The organism is Micromonospora sp. NPDC051296, from assembly GCF_040682255.1.
Classification (GTDB): domain Bacteria; phylum Actinomycetota; class Actinomycetes; order Mycobacteriales; family Micromonosporaceae; genus Micromonospora; species Micromonospora craterilacus.
The window spans coordinates 1-15,528 of the sequence record NZ_JBFBAO010000142.1 but is presented as its reverse complement, the minus strand read 5'-3'; the positions used below and the strand labels follow the sequence as shown (position 1 = coordinate 15,528).

General features: G+C 69.1%; 13 protein-coding genes and 4 pseudogenes. 4 read left to right on the top strand and 13 right to left on the bottom strand.

Annotated elements, in window-relative coordinates:
• Positions 1-331 precede the first annotated feature (331 nt).
• The 7 genes and pseudogenes from AB0M52_RS16855 to AB0M52_RS16825 all read right to left on the bottom strand — a co-directional run bounded on the left by AB0M52_RS16855 (position 332) and on the right by AB0M52_RS16825 (position 6,219).
• Complete coding sequence (locus AB0M52_RS16855; RefSeq protein WP_363954148.1) at positions 332-730, bottom strand: NUDIX domain-containing protein; 399 nt, start codon at positions 728-730, stop codon at positions 332-334.
• A gap of 349 nt (positions 731-1,079) precedes the next feature.
• Positions 1,080-1,787, bottom strand: coding sequence for a DUF4386 domain-containing protein (locus tag AB0M52_RS16850; protein WP_363954146.1), 708 nt, complete (start codon positions 1,785-1,787; stop codon positions 1,080-1,082).
• Positions 1,788-1,906: 119 nt separating this feature from the next.
• Positions 1,907-2,053 (bottom strand): annotated as a pseudogene (locus tag AB0M52_RS16845) (helix-turn-helix domain-containing protein); the annotation flags it as partial.
• Positions 2,054-2,094: 41 nt separating this feature from the next.
• A complete protein-coding gene (locus AB0M52_RS16840) occupies positions 2,095-2,514 on the bottom strand; it encodes a hypothetical protein (protein ID WP_363954144.1) in 420 nt (139 codons plus the stop codon).
• 422 nt (positions 2,515-2,936) lie between these two features.
• Positions 2,937-3,788, bottom strand: a complete 852-nt coding sequence (locus AB0M52_RS16835) for a hypothetical protein (RefSeq protein WP_363954142.1) — start codon at positions 3,786-3,788, stop codon at positions 2,937-2,939.
• A gap of 80 nt (positions 3,789-3,868) precedes the next feature.
• A complete protein-coding gene (locus tag AB0M52_RS16830) occupies positions 3,869-4,300 on the bottom strand; it encodes a tyrosine-type recombinase/integrase (protein WP_363954140.1) in 432 nt (143 codons plus the stop codon).
• A 116-nt stretch (positions 4,301-4,416) separates the two neighbouring features.
• Positions 4,417-6,219, bottom strand: a complete 1,803-nt coding sequence (locus AB0M52_RS16825; protein ID WP_363954138.1) for a sigma-70 family RNA polymerase sigma factor — start codon at positions 6,217-6,219, stop codon at positions 4,417-4,419.
• Positions 6,220-6,357: 138 nt separating this feature from the next.
• Here AB0M52_RS16825 and AB0M52_RS16820 point away from each other — a divergent pair, with 138 nt between their 5' ends.
• Positions 6,358-7,230, top strand: a complete 873-nt coding sequence (locus AB0M52_RS16820) for a hypothetical protein (protein ID WP_363954136.1) — start codon at positions 6,358-6,360, stop codon at positions 7,228-7,230.
• 276 nt (positions 7,231-7,506) lie between these two features.
• Here the strand turns inward: AB0M52_RS16820 and AB0M52_RS16815 are convergent, their stop codons facing one another.
• Complete coding sequence (locus AB0M52_RS16815; RefSeq protein ID WP_363954134.1) at positions 7,507-8,244, bottom strand: methyltransferase domain-containing protein; 738 nt, start codon at positions 8,242-8,244, stop codon at positions 7,507-7,509.
• A gap of 45 nt (positions 8,245-8,289) precedes the next feature.
• On the opposite strand from AB0M52_RS16815, the gene AB0M52_RS16810 reads away from it, so the two are divergent.
• A complete protein-coding gene (locus AB0M52_RS16810; protein WP_363954132.1) occupies positions 8,290-8,709 on the top strand; it encodes a GNAT family N-acetyltransferase in 420 nt (139 codons plus the stop codon).
• An 85-nt stretch (positions 8,710-8,794) separates the two neighbouring features.
• On the top strand, positions 8,795-9,394 hold the full coding sequence (locus AB0M52_RS16805) for a DUF6817 domain-containing protein (protein WP_363954130.1): 600 nt from the start codon (positions 8,795-8,797) through the stop codon (positions 9,392-9,394).
• Positions 9,395-9,648: 254 nt separating this feature from the next.
• Here the strand turns inward: AB0M52_RS16805 and AB0M52_RS16800 are convergent, their stop codons facing one another.
• From AB0M52_RS16800 to AB0M52_RS16785, 4 genes and pseudogenes are all read right to left on the bottom strand, one after another.
• A complete protein-coding gene (locus tag AB0M52_RS16800; protein WP_363954128.1) occupies positions 9,649-10,794 on the bottom strand; it encodes a hypothetical protein in 1,146 nt (381 codons plus the stop codon).
• A gap of 24 nt (positions 10,795-10,818) precedes the next feature.
• Positions 10,819-10,989 (bottom strand): hypothetical protein, encoded by a 171-nt coding sequence (locus AB0M52_RS16795; protein ID WP_363954126.1) that lies wholly within the window; start codon positions 10,987-10,989, stop codon positions 10,819-10,821.
• A gap of 1,095 nt (positions 10,990-12,084) precedes the next feature.
• Positions 12,085-12,480, bottom strand: a pseudogene (locus AB0M52_RS16790) (transposase); the annotation flags it as partial.
• Between the two features lie 146 nt (positions 12,481-12,626).
• Positions 12,627-13,295, bottom strand: a pseudogene (locus AB0M52_RS16785) (ISAs1 family transposase); the annotation flags it as partial.
• Positions 13,296-13,612: 317 nt separating this feature from the next.
• On the opposite strand from AB0M52_RS16785, the gene AB0M52_RS16780 reads away from it, so the two are divergent.
• Positions 13,613-14,782, top strand: coding sequence for an ISAs1 family transposase (locus AB0M52_RS16780; RefSeq protein ID WP_363954124.1), 1,170 nt, complete (start codon positions 13,613-13,615; stop codon positions 14,780-14,782).
• A gap of 461 nt (positions 14,783-15,243) precedes the next feature.
• Here AB0M52_RS16780 and AB0M52_RS16775 read toward each other — a convergent pair.
• Positions 15,244-15,528: pseudogene (locus AB0M52_RS16775) on the bottom strand (hypothetical protein); the annotation flags it as partial.

The following is a 15,528-nucleotide window of genomic DNA, read 5'->3' as shown; positions in this document are numbered from 1 at the left end:
GTTGTTACCCCGGTGGGGCCCGCCGCCCGCGCGCCGGGGCACCACCGTGCGTTCACTGGCGACTCCCGCTCGCCGGCGCCGGTTCGACCGCGGCTGGGTCCACGGCTTCCGGCCGACGAGGTACGCCTGCCACCCCTCGCGGACGGAGGCGAGGAAACCATCGATGCCTCTGCCTCCGCGTTGCCGCATGCCAAGCGGATGACCGAGGCGGTGGGCGGTCCCGACGGGCGCACGGCGGCCGCTGACTGGCTGCTGCCTGTCCGACATCGGAACCGCAGCGTCCCCGTGGCCGAGGAACTGCCAATGGTTGCGGACGGGTGTTGACGTCTTCTCAGCGCAGGCGCGCGGTCTCGTGTAGGTGATCGAAGATGATCTGATCGACTGGGGAGACCCGGTGGCGGTCGGCGTGGGTGAGCCAGACAATCTCCTCGATCTCGTTGTTGGGCTGCAGGACGCCTTGGCAGTCGGCGGTGTAGCAGGTCATGCGGACCATCGTCCCGTCGGGCTGACCATGGGCTTGGGCGTAGAAGGTGCCGACGTGCTCGGCGGTGTCGGGGGCGATGGTCACGGTGAGTTCTTCCTGGATCTCGCGGACGAGGGTGTCGATGTCGCCTTCGCCTGGTTCTCGTTTGCCGCCCGGGATGTAGTAGACGTCCTTGCCGCGTGATCGGGAGCTGAGGACCGCGCCGTTCTCAAGGCGGATCCAGGCGATCTTGTCGATGATGGTCATGCTTGACGCTCCCTGGGGTTTGTCAGTGGTGAGCTATGCGGCCAGGCCGGTTGGGCGCTCTACCAGTGTCAACGGCCAATCTCTGGCCTCCGACAACCCTCGCGCAATCCTGGCCGACATCTGCGACCACCGTGAGCCGTACCCGAGCGACCACGGCATCCGCTGGAAATCCAACGGTCAGCCGCACCCCTCGGAGTGGGCGCCGCCCCATTTCACGCCGTCCCGCCACCCTCGCCGGGGCGGCGCGGCCTCGGCAACACGCTGCTGTTCGCCACGACCGGAGTGTGGCTCCTGCGCCGGCGCACCCGAGCCGGGTCGGCCGGCCACAGCGGCGCTTTCGCGGTCAGGGTCACGCGGCAACGACGGCGACGGGACGCTCGCGCTGCGGGGCCTTGACGCCTTTCACAAGCAGCCAGAGGATCATCGACACCTCCGCGATGGCGGCCGGGGCGACGACAAAGGGGCTCAGCGCCGCGCCCAGGTCAGGGGCGGTGAACCGGGCGAACGTGTCGACGAGGTAGCCGAAGCAGCCAACCATGAGCAGAACGCCGATCACGCGCGGGATCATGCCCGACCGGTAGACGAGGTAGCCCATCGGCAGCAGCCACAGGCCAAAGAAGATCTGCGTCATCAGGTACCCGTGGTGGTGCAGATCGAGCATGAGCAGCACCAGTGCGTCGGATCCCTGCGCGCCGAAGGCGCCCGTGTAGGCGGCGTCGCTCACCTGCAGCGCCTGGAACTGGTGAGCCAGATTGAGGGCCATCATGGCGGCAGCGACCGCCAGGAAGGCCACCATCGCCCGGGCGGCGCTGGCGTGCACGTGTTTGAGCAGCAGGTACAGGGCCATCGCCGTCAACAACCCGGTCACGGTAGTGACGAGGTCGGCCACCACGCTGGCCCGAACGAGGCCGGCATGAGTCGCGACGTTCTCCGCGGTCGTGGCGGCATCGCCGGCCTTGTACACCGTGACGCGCACGATCTCGGCAAAGGCGCCGCCGATGCCGACGAAGAGGTAGAGCAGTCCCGCGATACGGGCGAGGCGTTGAGGGGCGTGCACGGCTTCCTCCTTGGTTTCGGGCGTGACAGGCCAGGCCCACGAGGCGATCTCCTCGCGCGCCGAGTGCGGTGGTGGGTGGTTAGTCCTCGGAGTCGGGGGTAGGAGAAGACGTCGTCGAGTGGCACGGTGAAGATGCGGGCGATCTGGGAGGCCATCTCCAGCGACGGCGAGTAGCGGCCCTGCTCGATGGCGATGATGTTCTGCCGGGTTACCCCGACGCGTTCGGCCAGCTGCGCCTGCGTCATCGCGCCGTTCGCAAACCGCAGGGCCCGGATCGAGTTCGTGACTTTCGTCGGTTCGAGCGGGGTTAGAAGCCCCGGCGGTACAAGACGATCTTCGCGATCGACGCGGCGAGTGCGGCCAGGACGAACGCCAGGTACAGCGCGTTGGCGATCCAGAAGTGGGCGGCCTGCGCCATGGCCAGGGCGAGCGGGACGATTGCGGCGATGCTCATGACGTAGAACCCGACGTACTCGCCCAGCCGGTGGATCTGCCGGTCGCGCTCGTCGGTCCGGCCGGCCTCCTTCGGCGAGGCGATAGCGGCTGCGATGCTGGCGACGATGCCCAGGCCGATCCCGGCACCGATGGCAATGAGCATCGGCCGCACGTAGGCGATCCGCGCGACGTCCGCGCCCGGTACCTTCGACAGGACCGTGACGAAGTAGACCGCGGCGACGCCGACGCTGACCACGACGTAGATCCACGAACGTTTCTCTTCGGAGGACATGCCCCACCCCCCATGTATAGAAACTTTAACATGCTCAAGGTAAAGCAGCGCAGACATGATGTCAAGAATTCTCTACATGGCGTCCTGGCGAGCGACCGTGGCCGGCCGGCGCGAACGTCGATGTCTCAACGTCCTGTCATCGGCCAGATCTTTCTGCGGGGTGGGTGCTCGTCGGTCGGCCGCCTCGCCCGTCGCCCCGCCCGCCGGTGTGCACCTAAGCTGATGTCCTAGGACGGCTTGGGGGTGTGTGCCAGTGCCGCCAGCTTGCCTGACCGTGGGAGGTAGAGGAGACGGCAGCCGGCAGGTGGCGTACCGGTGCTCCGCGGCAAAATCCGTGGCTGGTTGTGGTCGCCGGGGTGTCGGGACTTGTAGTTGGCTACCAGCGCGCGTGCGTCCAAGCGCGCAATGCGTCCTTGCCCGCGCTACTCGGTCTGCTGGCCACCCTCGGATTGCCAATCGGCGAAGAGTTCGGCAAGTCTGGTTCTGGTCTGGTCGGTGAGGATCTTGGTGGCGTCGTCTCCGAGCGGTTTCAGGGCGTGTTGGCGTACCGCTGGGTGTTGCGCTGGTGCGGGGCAGATGAACACCGCGAGGATCCGTAGTGCGCGTAGAGCTTCTTCGTTGGAGATGAGGTCGAGCAGGGGAGCGCCCGCGAATGCCGCGGCCTGGAACCCGTGCCATGTCTTGTCGACGATCAGGTCGACGACGGCCTCGGTGACGTGTGGGCGGTTGGCCTGCATGGCCGATCCCAGGAGCATGCCCTTGACCTTGTCGGGGATGCTGTTGAACCCATGTCGGGTTGCCTCGATCGCCCGAACCAACGCGATGAAGAGGTCGCACCATCCGTGGTTGGTGAGCTCGCGCTTGACGCTGGTGGCGTCCGGAGTGGCGCGGTTGAGTTCCGCGGCGATCTCCCGCCAGGCTCCACGCGTCATCAGGTCGGCGAGTGCCGTCACCTGTCGGTCAGGCGACGGGTGTGGCTCGCCGTGCTCGGGGCCGGCAGACGGCGGGACAGCGAGCCAGTCCGCGACGTCGACGCGTGCAAGGTCGGTGAGGATCTCCTGGTTGCCACGGCTCTGCTCCAAGCGCGGCGGGTGGTGCTTCGTACAGACCAGTCCGCTCTCGAATTGCTCCCGCTTTCTCTGGCGGAAGTGGTGATCGTGGCTGGCCTGGTCCAGCCAGCCCTGCACGCCGTGTTGGGAGCCGCCGCACTCGGTGCAACGGCAGCGATGTTGCTGGGCTGTCTCGCAACTAGGGTTGTGCTTGCCATTGTCCATGCCGCGGCCACCTTGCTCATCCGGTCTACCCGGTGGGGACGCTCGAACGGTCGCTGACTCAATGGAATCGTGTGAGTACGTTACGTCAGCGGGTGCCTGATGCCAATGCCGGCAATGATCGGCGGAGCCCTCCCTCGGGCGGTTTGGCGGCCGCCCGACGCGCGGTCGAACGCGACGAAGCGGAGATTGCGGGGTGGCGGCGCGGTCGAGTCGGGCGCACTGTGGTCGTAGCGGCGGGTGGTGCGGGCGGTGGCGTGGCCGAGTTGGTTCTGGACGTTTTTGAGGCTCGCCTCGGCGTTCCGGGAGCGGGTGCCGCAGGTGCGCCGCAGCACGTGGGCCCTCAGGGTGACCGGGACACCGGCGGCGCGGGCGTGGCGGCGCAGCAGCCGCCACACCGCACCCTGGTCCAGTCGGCCGCCGCTGGCGGTGGCCGCGTTCCCGAGCAACCGACCTCGACCTGTTAATCCGATGGCCGCGCCGACGGCGAACGCGAGTTGAAGCAGTCCGTCCATCTGCGCGGCGGCAGCCCGCGTCCTGCCTCGATCCTGCCAACGCGCAACGCAGCGCCTCGACCTGACCGCCGCCAGCCTCTTTAACCTGCGCCGCAGACCACCCACGGCCGTCCGGGCTATCCCGGCCGGACGCAAGGGTCGGTGACCGGGTAGCTCGGGCTCTGCGCTGTGCGGCCGTCCACCGCCGTCGCCCGCACCGACCAGGTCAGCGCCGGCGCGCGCAACTGCCCGACGGTCGCCCGCGCGGCCGATCCGTCCACCGTCAGGGCCCGGGCCGACGTCCTGCCCCCGGTGGGTGTCCAGCGAACCTCGGCGCCGCCGAGTGCGGCACTGCCGGTGGCCTGCACCACGAGGCTGTACGTGTCCGAGCCGCACCGTACGTGCGCGGTGGCGGAGACCGTGAACGGCGCGGCGATCTGCGTTGCGGCCGTCGGCCGGGGCGCGGTCGGAGGTCTGGTCGGTGCCACGGTCGGTGCCACGGTCGGTGCCGGTGCGGCGCTACCGGGCACGACGGCCCTGGGCGCATCGGTCCGGGTGGCTCCGGCGCCGTCCGCCGGCACGATCCCGGTCCTGGACGTCGGAGCGGCGGCAGCGGTCGGTGGTGGATCGGCAGTCAGCGTGCCGGCTACCGTGGCCGCGGCGGACGGCGGCGCGGAGCTGGGTGTCACCTTGCCGGCCGGTGATTCGAGCGTCTCGTACGCCGGTTTGCCGGACCCGTCCCGCGCGGCGGTCGGGCGTTCCGATAGCAGTGCCCAGGTGCCGATCGCGGCGAGAAGGGTCAGCAGGGCTGTCGCCCCGGCCAGCCGCCGACGGCGACGGTCGCGCTTCGCCGACGAGGTCGCCCACACCGCGTGCGCCGCATCACGCGGCACCGCCGCACCGTCCGAGGCCACCGCCGCACCTTCCGGCACGACCGCCGCACCTTCCGCGGCCTGCGCCTCGCCGTCCGTCGGCGTGGGCCCTTCGCCCGTACCAGCCGCCGGCCCGGCGACTCCCGACCCGGATGGTTCGTCGGCTACCGGCGCCCGCTCGGTCGCCGGGCCAGCGTTTCCCGACCCGGATGGTTCGTCGACCGCCAGCGCTTGGTCGGCGGCCGGGCCGGCCGTGAACGTACCCGCCGGATCGGCCAGGACATCGGTCGCGTAGACCTCTGCCAGTCTCGGCCACACCGTGTCGGCGACGGCCAGGAAGGCCGGTGCCGTGTACGCCGACAGCAGGGCGGCCGGGCTGAGGTGTTCCCGCCGGAGCAGCCCACACACCGCGCAGCCGTCGATGTGCCGCGAGACCCGCTTGCGCAGGGTCGGGGTGAGTCGGCCCTGCCAGCCGTCGATCAGGCCGGCGAGGGTCGGGCAGTCCCGGGCTCCGGTGCGGGCCACCAGCAGCGCCCCCAGCGCTCGTTCGAGTTGCGAACGGGCGCGCGACAGGCGGGCGTGCGCGTGGTTGGCGGGCACCCCGAGGGCCGCGCCGATGTCGACGGTCGACAGGTCGTGGCGGATGGCCAGGTGGACCACCTCCCGGTCGCCCGGGTTCAGCGCGGCGACCGCGGTGTGCACCAGTGCGCGTACCTGCTCGGCGTTGACGCCCGTGGCCGGGTCGGTGGCGTCGGCCACCGGCTCGCCGGCCTCGTCCAGCGGCAGGGAGCGGGACCGCTCCCGGAGCTGCCGGAGACATTCGTTGCGCACGATCGCGTACAGCCAGGAGCGTAGCCGATCGGGCTCCCGGAGCTGGCTGATGCGCTGGCTGGCGGTGAGGAACGCGTCGTGGACGGCGTCCGCGGCGGCCTCCGGCTCGCGCACCATCGTCCGAGCGTACGTGTACAGCCGGTCGGCGTACCGCCGGTACATGCCCTCCAGCCCGGCCCGCTCACCGCGGCGCACCGCCTCGACCAGTGCGGTGTCGTCCCGCGCCGCCGCGTCCATCCGTGTCTCCCGCTGCTCGTCGACCGGTCAAGTAGAACCGCAGAATCTTTTTCTTCGAGCTTTCTGTTGGCATCCCGACCCGACGGCGCTCCTACCGGTGTCAATCGCAGCCGAACGGCCTCACGTAAGGAAGACACCATGCGAGAAGGATCGAACCGGAACCCGTGGTCGCGTCGGATGGCCGCCGTCGGCGGGGCCGGGCTGAGCGCGCTCGTGCTCGGCCAACTGGCCCTCACCGGACCGGTGGCGGCGGTCCCCGGCCTGAGCATCAAGACGACGACCGGCCCCAGCAACAGCGTCGCGAAGTCGCAGAGCGCGACCTGCCCGGCCGGCACCAAGGTCATCGGCGGTGGCGGCGCCATCACCGGTTCCGGCCTCGGTCAGGTCGGCATGGACATCATGCGGCCGCTGATCGGCGGGGACGCGTACTCGGTGACCGGCCGGGAGGACGAGAACGGCGTCGCCGGCAACTGGGCGGTCACGGCGAGCGCGGTATGCGCCACGCCGCCCGCGGGCCTGGTGACCGTGTCCGGCAGCTCGACGCCCAGCTTCGGCACGTCGAACTGGTTCGAGAAGTCCTGCCCGGCCGGCAAGCACGCCATCGGGGTCGGTGGCGCGGTCGTCGGAGCGTCGAACAGCGAAGTCGTCCTCGAGGATCTGCGCATCAACCAGAACAGCGTCGTGGTGGCGGGTGAAGAGGACGGCACCGGCTTCACCGGCACCTGGTGGCTGGACGCCACCGCGATCTGCGCCGACCCGCTGCCCGGCGAGCAGCGTGTGATCAACGACAGCGTCTACAGTTCCGCCTCCATCCAGTCGGTCACCGCCACCTGCCCCCCGGGCACGCGCGTGCACGGGGTGGGCGGCGAGATCCTCGGCGGCGACGGCCAGGTGCGCCTGACCGAGATGCGGGCCACGACCTCGACCGTCGTCACCGTCCGCGCCATGGAGGACGAGGACGGCTTCAGCAGCAACTGGAAGGTCCGTGCGTACGCCGTCTGCGCGAACTGACCCGCCGGTACCCGTGGTCCCGCGCCGGCCGCCCGGCGCGGGACCGGCGGGTCGCTGGGCTGCTCGGTGAACGACCAACCGGAACGGGTCGCCGGTCATCCGGCGGCCCGTCCGCGTGCTGGTCGGTGTGTGTCCCGGCAGCTTTCGTGCATCCCGCCGATGCAGTCATGAATGGCAGCGATGCCGCAACGCTCGTTGCTATGTTGCCGACCAGGTCGCGGGCGGCGAGACGGCGGCCGGGTTTAGCTACGGCCGCGCCTGCGCGCCGGCTGGGGATCATTCTCTGCGTAGGACGAGTAGGTCTATGGCGTCGATCACCGGTCCGGTTTCGGTGAGCGCTGCTTGGTGCAGGCGGCGTACGCCAGCGTCGTACTCGTCGTCGGTGATCAGTTGCAGGAGGGTGTGTGCCTCGCGGCGCAGGGTGGTCGCCGCTTCGTGTAGCGATGCGGCGGTGATCTGCGGGACTTGCTCCAGGCTGACGGTGGAGAATCCTTCGCCTGCGAAGGCGGCTTCGACCTGGGCGACGCTGGGGTAGGTGTCCAGGACCCGGATCGCCTCGGGGAAGTAGCGGAACAGGGTGATCGCCTCGTGCCGGCCGGCGAACGCCGACCGGATCAGCACGGGCGCGTCGGGGCGCAGGACACGGCGTAGTTCGCGTGCCGCGGCGGTCAGGTCGGGCACGTGGTGGATGACGGTGGAGATCCAGGCGGCGTCGATGCTTGCGTCGGGCAGTGGGATGTCGGCGTCGTCGCCAGCGACGACGGGTTGGTATACCGAACGTTCACGCATTGCCGTTGACGGGTCGACTGCGGTCACTTCGATGCCGGGGAACCAGGAGGTGAACGCTTTGGCCCAGTTGCCCGTGCCGGCGCCGAGATCCAGCAACCGCATGCCCGGTTGCGGGTCGAGGTGCCTGGTGACGGCGGCCCGCCACTCGCCGGCTTCCTCGTCGCCGAGGTGTCGGGTCGATGCGTACGCGCTCGCGTCCGTGTGGTCGTATGCGATGCGGGCCATGTCGATGAGCAAACCGCGTCAACACGGCGCGGGGCAAGGAGAAAGGTGGTGATTCACATCCGCCAGTTCCAATGGAGCGACTACGACGCTGTCGCCGCGGTGTGGATAGCGGCCGATCGTGATGTCCTGCCCCGCGCGGAGCTGGAAGCCAAGCTGACCCGCGACCCTGAGCTGTTCCTGGTTGCCGAGCTGGGTGGCGCGGTGGCGGCCGTGATCATGGGAACCTATGACGGGCGGCGGGGCTGGATCCTGCGACTCGCCGTGCATCCTGCCCACCGTCGGAAGGGCATCGCCACCCGGCTGGTGGATGAACTTGAGAGCCGCTTCCGGCAGTTGAACTGCCCGAGGGTGAACCTGCTCGTCATGCCGGACAACACCGCCGGGCTGCAGTTCTGGCAGGCACTCGGCTACCTGCCACTGCCGGACGTGCTGTGCTCCAAGCCCCTGCAAGTCGGTAGGACGTGACCGTCGGCCGAAAGCCGACCGGCGTGTGACCAACTGCGCACGCTTCGGGGCCACCAGACCCTGCGCATCCGCCTACCGTGAAAGCGTGAGCACCGATGTCGATGTGCGGGCGTGGCTGCGTCAACGCGGAACCGAGACTGTCCAACATCCCGGTGGAACCCTCTACGCCCACCTGTGTCGGGTCCAGGGACGCCTCGCCGACCTGGGTTACGGAGCCGACGTGCAGTCAGCCGGCCTCACCCACGCCGCCTACGGCATCGACGGCTTCGACCTCGCCCTACTCGACTGGAAGGATCGCGCGACGCTACAGAATCTCATCTGCGAAGCCGCGGAGACCCTGGTCTACCTGTACGCCGCATGCGACCGCAAACGCAGTTGGCATGGGCTCGCGACCACCGGCGAGGTCACCAACCGCTTCACCGGCCACGTCATCCGGCTCGACGCCGATCAGCTGACGCCGTTCATCGATCTGAGCCTCGTCAACGAGCTCGATGTAATCGAGCAGGATCCGACCCTCCTGGACAGACACGGGAAGTACTTCCGCGCGTTGTTCCGCTCGTGGGCACCGGCCGTGTCCCGCCGCTCGCTGAAGAACTACGCCATACTCTCGCCTACTGATGGTTCTGGTCGCGCGGAGCCTCCAAGATCAGCGCACCTCGTGAGCTGCAACCCTCGCGTCCGCTGACAGAGCGGGACCCATTGTCGCTGCCCAGACCGCCGCGACCCAGTCGGGAACCAGCCATGCCTGGCCGCCGCTGCGGATCCACATGTCGCACCGTGTTGGCCGCGGGCGATCATCGCCGACCACTCGCCGGACCCGTGCCCGAACTGCCGAGTCAACGGCTGCGAGGCGCGGGGGACAGCCGCCGCGTACCTGGCGCTCGTCGGGACACCGGTCTTCATCCCCGCCCCATGGACCGGGACGCGGCCCCGCTGACCTCAGCGCGCTGCGGCGAGCAGCCGATCGGGGGCGGCCCGGTCGGGCGGCGGGACGGCCCGCCATCGGGGTGCTGGCGGGGACACCAGCAACAGCGCGACCAGCAGCCACACGACCGTGGTGACCCGGTTCGAGGTCAGCGTGGGCAGGCCGAGTGATCCGGCCGTGACGATGACGAGCAGGCCAGCGCCGAACCGCGCCACGGCCGGGTCGATGCGACGGCGGGCGTCCAGCCAGCACCAGACGAGGGCGGCGAAAATCGCGGCTTGGAGCGCGACCCCGACGATGCCGGCCATCACCAGCGCCTCCACCCACGACGAGTCGTAAGGGATCCTGACGCCGCCCAAGCCGAACCCGAACCACGGCGCGTGGGCGAGCACCACGTCCGCCGCGTCGGCGAGCGTCGAGTTCTCGCCGAATCGGGACGCCGAGTAGTACGACAGGATGCTGCCCTGCCTGTCGCCGGGGTTGAGCCACGCGTCGAGCAGCGACCCGCCGATCTGCGTGTCCGGCTGCCGGGCCTGGTGGCCGTACAGGGCGAACACGGCGGCCACGGCGAGCACCGACCCGGCGCGGGTGCGCCACGACGACCCGACCCACGTCTGCCACGCCGCCAGCGGCAGGCCGACCAGCAGGAAAATCTTGGAGGCGGTGAGGAGACCGCCGACGGCGATGGCGACCCCGGCGGCGGCGAGCAGCACCGGGCGGCGCCGCAGCACGCACACGGCCGCGACCAGCCCCACCGAATACATGATTCCCGCCTCGGCCGGCTGGTTGAAGATCCCGGAGTGGCGGCCCATCGTGGCGGCCCGCTCCGCAGTGCTGACCCCCGTGTCCCCGGTCCACCACAGCGACAGCAAGTCGTCGTACGCGCCCGGGGAGGCCATCAGCGACAGGTAGGCGACGGCGGCGTTGGCGACCAGGGCGGCGACGAGAGTAGCTGCGGCGACCCGGACGAGCCGATGCCGGTCGACATCGACGTCGACGGCGAGCAGGTAGCCGGCGGTGAGGACGATCAGCGGCAGGAACAGGTTGTCGAGGCCGGCCAGCCAGCCGACCTGACCGTGGCCGCTGAGCTGCCCGGTGCTTCCGATCGCGGAGGCAGCAGCAATCGTGGTGTAGGTGGCCAGCAGCCCGGCGAGGAGCACCAGCCGCGGCGGGGCGGCGCGTAGTTACCGGGCGCCGCCGGCCAACACGGCGAGCCCGGCGACTGCGCACACGGCGAGCTGCTCGGTCCTGACGCCCGGCACCAGGTACGGGCCGAAGGCGGCCAGCACGATGAGCGCGACGGCCAGTTCGGACATGCGCTGCCGTGCGGTGACGTGCTGCCTGTGGATCGGCATGTGGCTCCCATGGCCGTCGATGTGGGGGATTCTGCCGTTTGTACCAATACCGAGCAGACCCCCAGTCGCGTTTCGCGATCCAGGCGCGGTGGTGTGACGGATCGGCGAGCCCGTAGACGACGAAAGGCCCCCGCCGGCCCATACGGGCGGACGAGGCCCTCGGCTGCACGCTGCCCGGCAGCAGGGCGCCCCGGCAGCAGGGCGCCAGTCCCACTGCTGGCACGGCTGGCGCGGGCCTGCGTAGTGCCCTGATCGCCGATGACCCGCACCTACGCCGGGGCCAACATCGCCTGGTAGCCCTCGGCGGCGGTGGTGATGAGGCCACGGCTGTCGAGTTAGGTGTGGGTGACCCGTCCACCACCGGCTACCGGCCATGGTGTGAGGTGCCCTCCGCGCCAACGCGAGGGCCTGTAGACGCGCACGGGTTCGACCATGAGCGGGTGGCGTCAAGTGTTGCCGGGCTCCATGATCTGTGGGTCCCAGCCTGGTACGTCGTTGTCGTCGTTGGGTACGAGGCTTGTCTTGAACCAGGTGGGGCCGGGCCGACCTGCCTGTTCCCTTGTTGTAGCCAGATCCGTAGCCCGATCAGGGACGGGGAGTCCGCGCTGTCGGCCAGGATGGTGCCGTCGGTCAGGATTACGGCGGCGGACGCTGCGGTGGTGTGACCGATGCCGCACTTGCCGTTGCCCAGGGTAGCGATGGTGCGTTGTGGTCCGGCGGCGATGACGGAGTAGGCCGTCCACGACAGCCAGTTCAAGGGCGTTCGGTGGTATGTCTCGGTGTGGCCGGGGTGGCGCAGGAGGTTGAGGGCTGTGGGGGCGCCGGTGCGTTGCGGGTCGTCGTGGTCGCGCCAGCCGATGGAAATCCATCGGCCCGAGCGCGTCCTGGACCCGGGTCACCCGGGTACCACCCGGACATGCCATCCGAACCACCGCCACGGTTTGCGTAAGGATCTCCACCGACACCCTGGGCCTCATCGACATCGGGCACCGTATTCCATACAGGACATACGGCCGCCGCCAAGGGTCAAGCAACCGCCCGCTACAACGAGTTAGCCAACAGAGTCCTTGCCGGAGCCCTGGCACCCGGGCAGGGCTATTGCGTTGTCGGGTAACTGCTGGTCACGGCGGTGATCAGGTCGTTTGATCGGCGGTTGGCTTGGCGGGTGGCTCGGGCGATGTTGGTCGCGCCGGTGGTGCGGTGCCAGCCGATCGCGGTGTTACGTAGCGTTGCGATGATGGCGGGTCCGTTGCCTGTCCGGGCCTGGTGGAGGTCTTCACGGAACGTCACGTCGCGTACGTGATGGATTGTGTTTTCGATCTGCCAGTGTCGGCGGATCCAGTTCTGCAGGTCGACCGGCTGGGCTTGGCCGGCGGGTAGTGACACGGTCGGGTAGGCGGTCTCGCGGCTGGTCCTGCCAGCGATGATGCGGGTTCGGGTGATGCGCACGGCCTGTTGGGCGTGTGGGAAGGCGATGCCGCCGGGTGTGGCGACGGTGACGGCTTTGACGGTGCGGGTCTCACGGCGGCCGTGACCACGGTCGCGGGTCCGGTCACCGACCGGGACTGCGCCCAGGGCAGCCGTTTGAGTTGCTTGAACAGGGTCGGCTGGTTGGCCTTTACCTGGACGAGCAGGTGCGCTCGGCGGGCGGTGACCTCGTCGGCGTGACCGGTCTGGGTGTGCAGGGCATCGGCGATGAACAGCACCCCGGTCAGGAAGCCGAGCACCTGTTCGACAGCGTCGAGCAGCGGCGCGAACGACGTGATCTCGTTGCTCTTGGTGTCCACGTTGACCTGGGCGAGCACGATCCCGGTGGTGGTGTCCAGGGCGGACAGCAGATGCACTTGACGGCCGTCGCTGGTGCGGGCGCCGCGCAGTGTCTTGCCGTCGATGGCGATCACCGTGCGGTACCGCTTCGGCCTGGTCACTGCGACGGGAGTGCGGGTACGCAGCCAGCCGGCCAGGACGGTGCCGAGCAGCGTGTCGTCCAGGCGCGTCAGCAGCCGCCAGACAGTGCTGCCGACCGGCACCCCTGCGGTGAACCCGAGCTGGTCCCGGGCTTGTTTGTCCAGGTCGTGCAGCCAATCCGTGATCGCGGCGAACGACGACGCCCCGGCCATGACGGCACAGACCGCCACCGCCAGTAGCGGGGTCAGCGGGTAACGGACGCCTCGTGGGTCGCGTGGATCAGGAACAGCGGCGAGCGCGTGCAGCAGCCCGCCGTGTTCACCGTCGGTGACTGGCGCGGCCTCGGCGATGGAGGCGGGTGCTGCTACGGCCAGTGCAGGGATGAGAGATGATGCCATCGGCGGGAGGGGTCTTCCTCGGAGTCGTGAAGCGTCGCAACTCCATGATCACCGATGCGGCCTCACCCGCTTCTTGCGCCTCCACAGAGGCCGAACTCGTCCCGAAACTCCTGGTCAACGGCCCGCTGGCCAACTATGCAATTGCCCCTGGGTCAAGGGGTCGTCGGCAGAGCCAAAGCAAAGTTAGTTGATCTTCGTTTGGCCTGATGAGGCAGGTATCTCGCGGCTCGGCCCAGGGGCGGTCAACGGGCGCGGCCTTCCCAAGTAGACGATGAAGGTTCTTCACGCCAGTCGTCGTCTGCAAAGAAAGGCCGCTCGTGTCAGTCTCCCATGCTGTCGTCGGTGTCGTCAGGGATGAGGGTGGGGAGGTCGACACCGTGCAGGTAGCCGCGCTGGCGGCCCTGTTCGGGCAGGTCAACGATCCGCGTAAGGCACGGGGCGTGCGTCATCGGCTCGCGGCGGTGTTGACCGTGGTGACGCTGGCGCTGTTGTGCGGAGCGCGGAACTTCCGGCAGGCCGCAGACCGGGTGGCCGAGTTGCCGCAGCCGTTGCTGGCCGCGGCGGGTGCCCGTCGGCATCCGGTGCTCGGGTTCCGGATCGCGCCGGGTCGGGACACGCTGCGCCGGTTGGTCGAGGTGGTCGACGCGGCGGTGGTGGACCGCCTCGTCTGCGCCTGGCTGGCCGAACGGCTCGACGATCCCGCCGAGGTCGGGCTGTCGCTGGACGGCAAGACCGTCCGGCACTCGGGCGGCGGCACCGGCATCGACGTGCAGTTGTTCTCCGCGATGCGGCATGACACCGCAGTGGTCATCGCCCAGATCCAGGTCCCGGCCGACACCACCGAGGTCACCCAGATCAACGCCCTGCTCGACCCGATCGACATCACCGGCATGGTGGTCACCGCGGACGCCGCGCATCCCAGCAGCGGCACCGCCGCATACCTGCGGCAACGAGGCGCGGACTACGTGTTCACTGTGAAAGGCGACAGGCCCGGCCTGCTGGCCGCGATCACCAGCCGGCTACCAGCGGCGACAGCGGCGACCAGCGCCCACACCGACACCGAACGCCGCAGCGGCCACCGGATCACCCGCACCATCTGGATCGCACCCGCCACAGGCATCGACTTCCCCCGCGCGGCCGTGGTCTTCCGGCTCCGCCGCGACGTGTACGCCCCCGACGGCCAACGCGTCAGCAAGCAGATCGTCCACGGAATCACCAGCCTGACCAGCACGGCAGCCCAGATCGCCGCCCACGTACGCACCCACTGGTGGATCGAAAACAAGATCCACTGGGTGCGGGACGTCCTGTTCGGCGAGGACACCCACCACGCCTGGCTCGGCAACGTCGCCCACACCATGGCCGCCCTGCGCAACCTCTCGATCGCCCTGATCCGGCTTGCCGGACACTCCAGGATCAAGCAGGTCATGGAACGTCACCACGCCGACAAGATGCTCATCCCCGCCCTGCTCAACGCATCCCGGCCATGATCAACTGACTTTGCTTCGGCTCTGCCCGCCGTCGCAGCTACCCTGCGCAACACCGCGATCGGATTTCATCGCGGCAACGGCGCCACCAACATCGCTAGAGCCACCCGCCGCGCCAACCGCCGCCCCCACGACCTCATCGCCACCGTGACCAGCAGCTACCCCACTACGCAATGACCCTGATCTAACGACACTGCCAGTTGTAGGAAGACTCTGGGTCCTGATTATCTTCCGTAGAGACTCGCCCGTAAAAAGCGAAGCATGCGAGTAGCACGAGCGTCCGATGAGTTGATGCGTGTTCACAAAGGCTCAATTGTGTTAGGCGTCTTTAGCTCTCTGCGCCGGTCGCGGACCTTCAGCAGCAGCCGAAGCAGCGCCTTAGCAGCAGGTGCATCGAATGTGGGTGGTGCATCGGGCAGCGTTACCGACGGGTCGGCCGAATGGCGTTGTGGCCCGCCTATATTTTAGTTGTCGTTGGCTGATCCATGCTGTTCTGATGCGCTATTCAGCATTGTTCCCCAAATGGAACCGGCGGCGCTCTCGCGCCGGATGATTTGGCCCGGATCTCGTCGATGCCCAACGCCTCGACGTTGCGGCTGGACGGGCAGCACCGCAGCGGCATGCGCGGCGAACGCGGCGGCGACCACCGGCCACGACATTTCGTGATCCCGCGCCGACTGCAGCACCGTGCGTCCACCGTCGGCGACCGCCGCGCCAGCCGCCGCCCGCAGCCGTGCGGTCAACCGCTT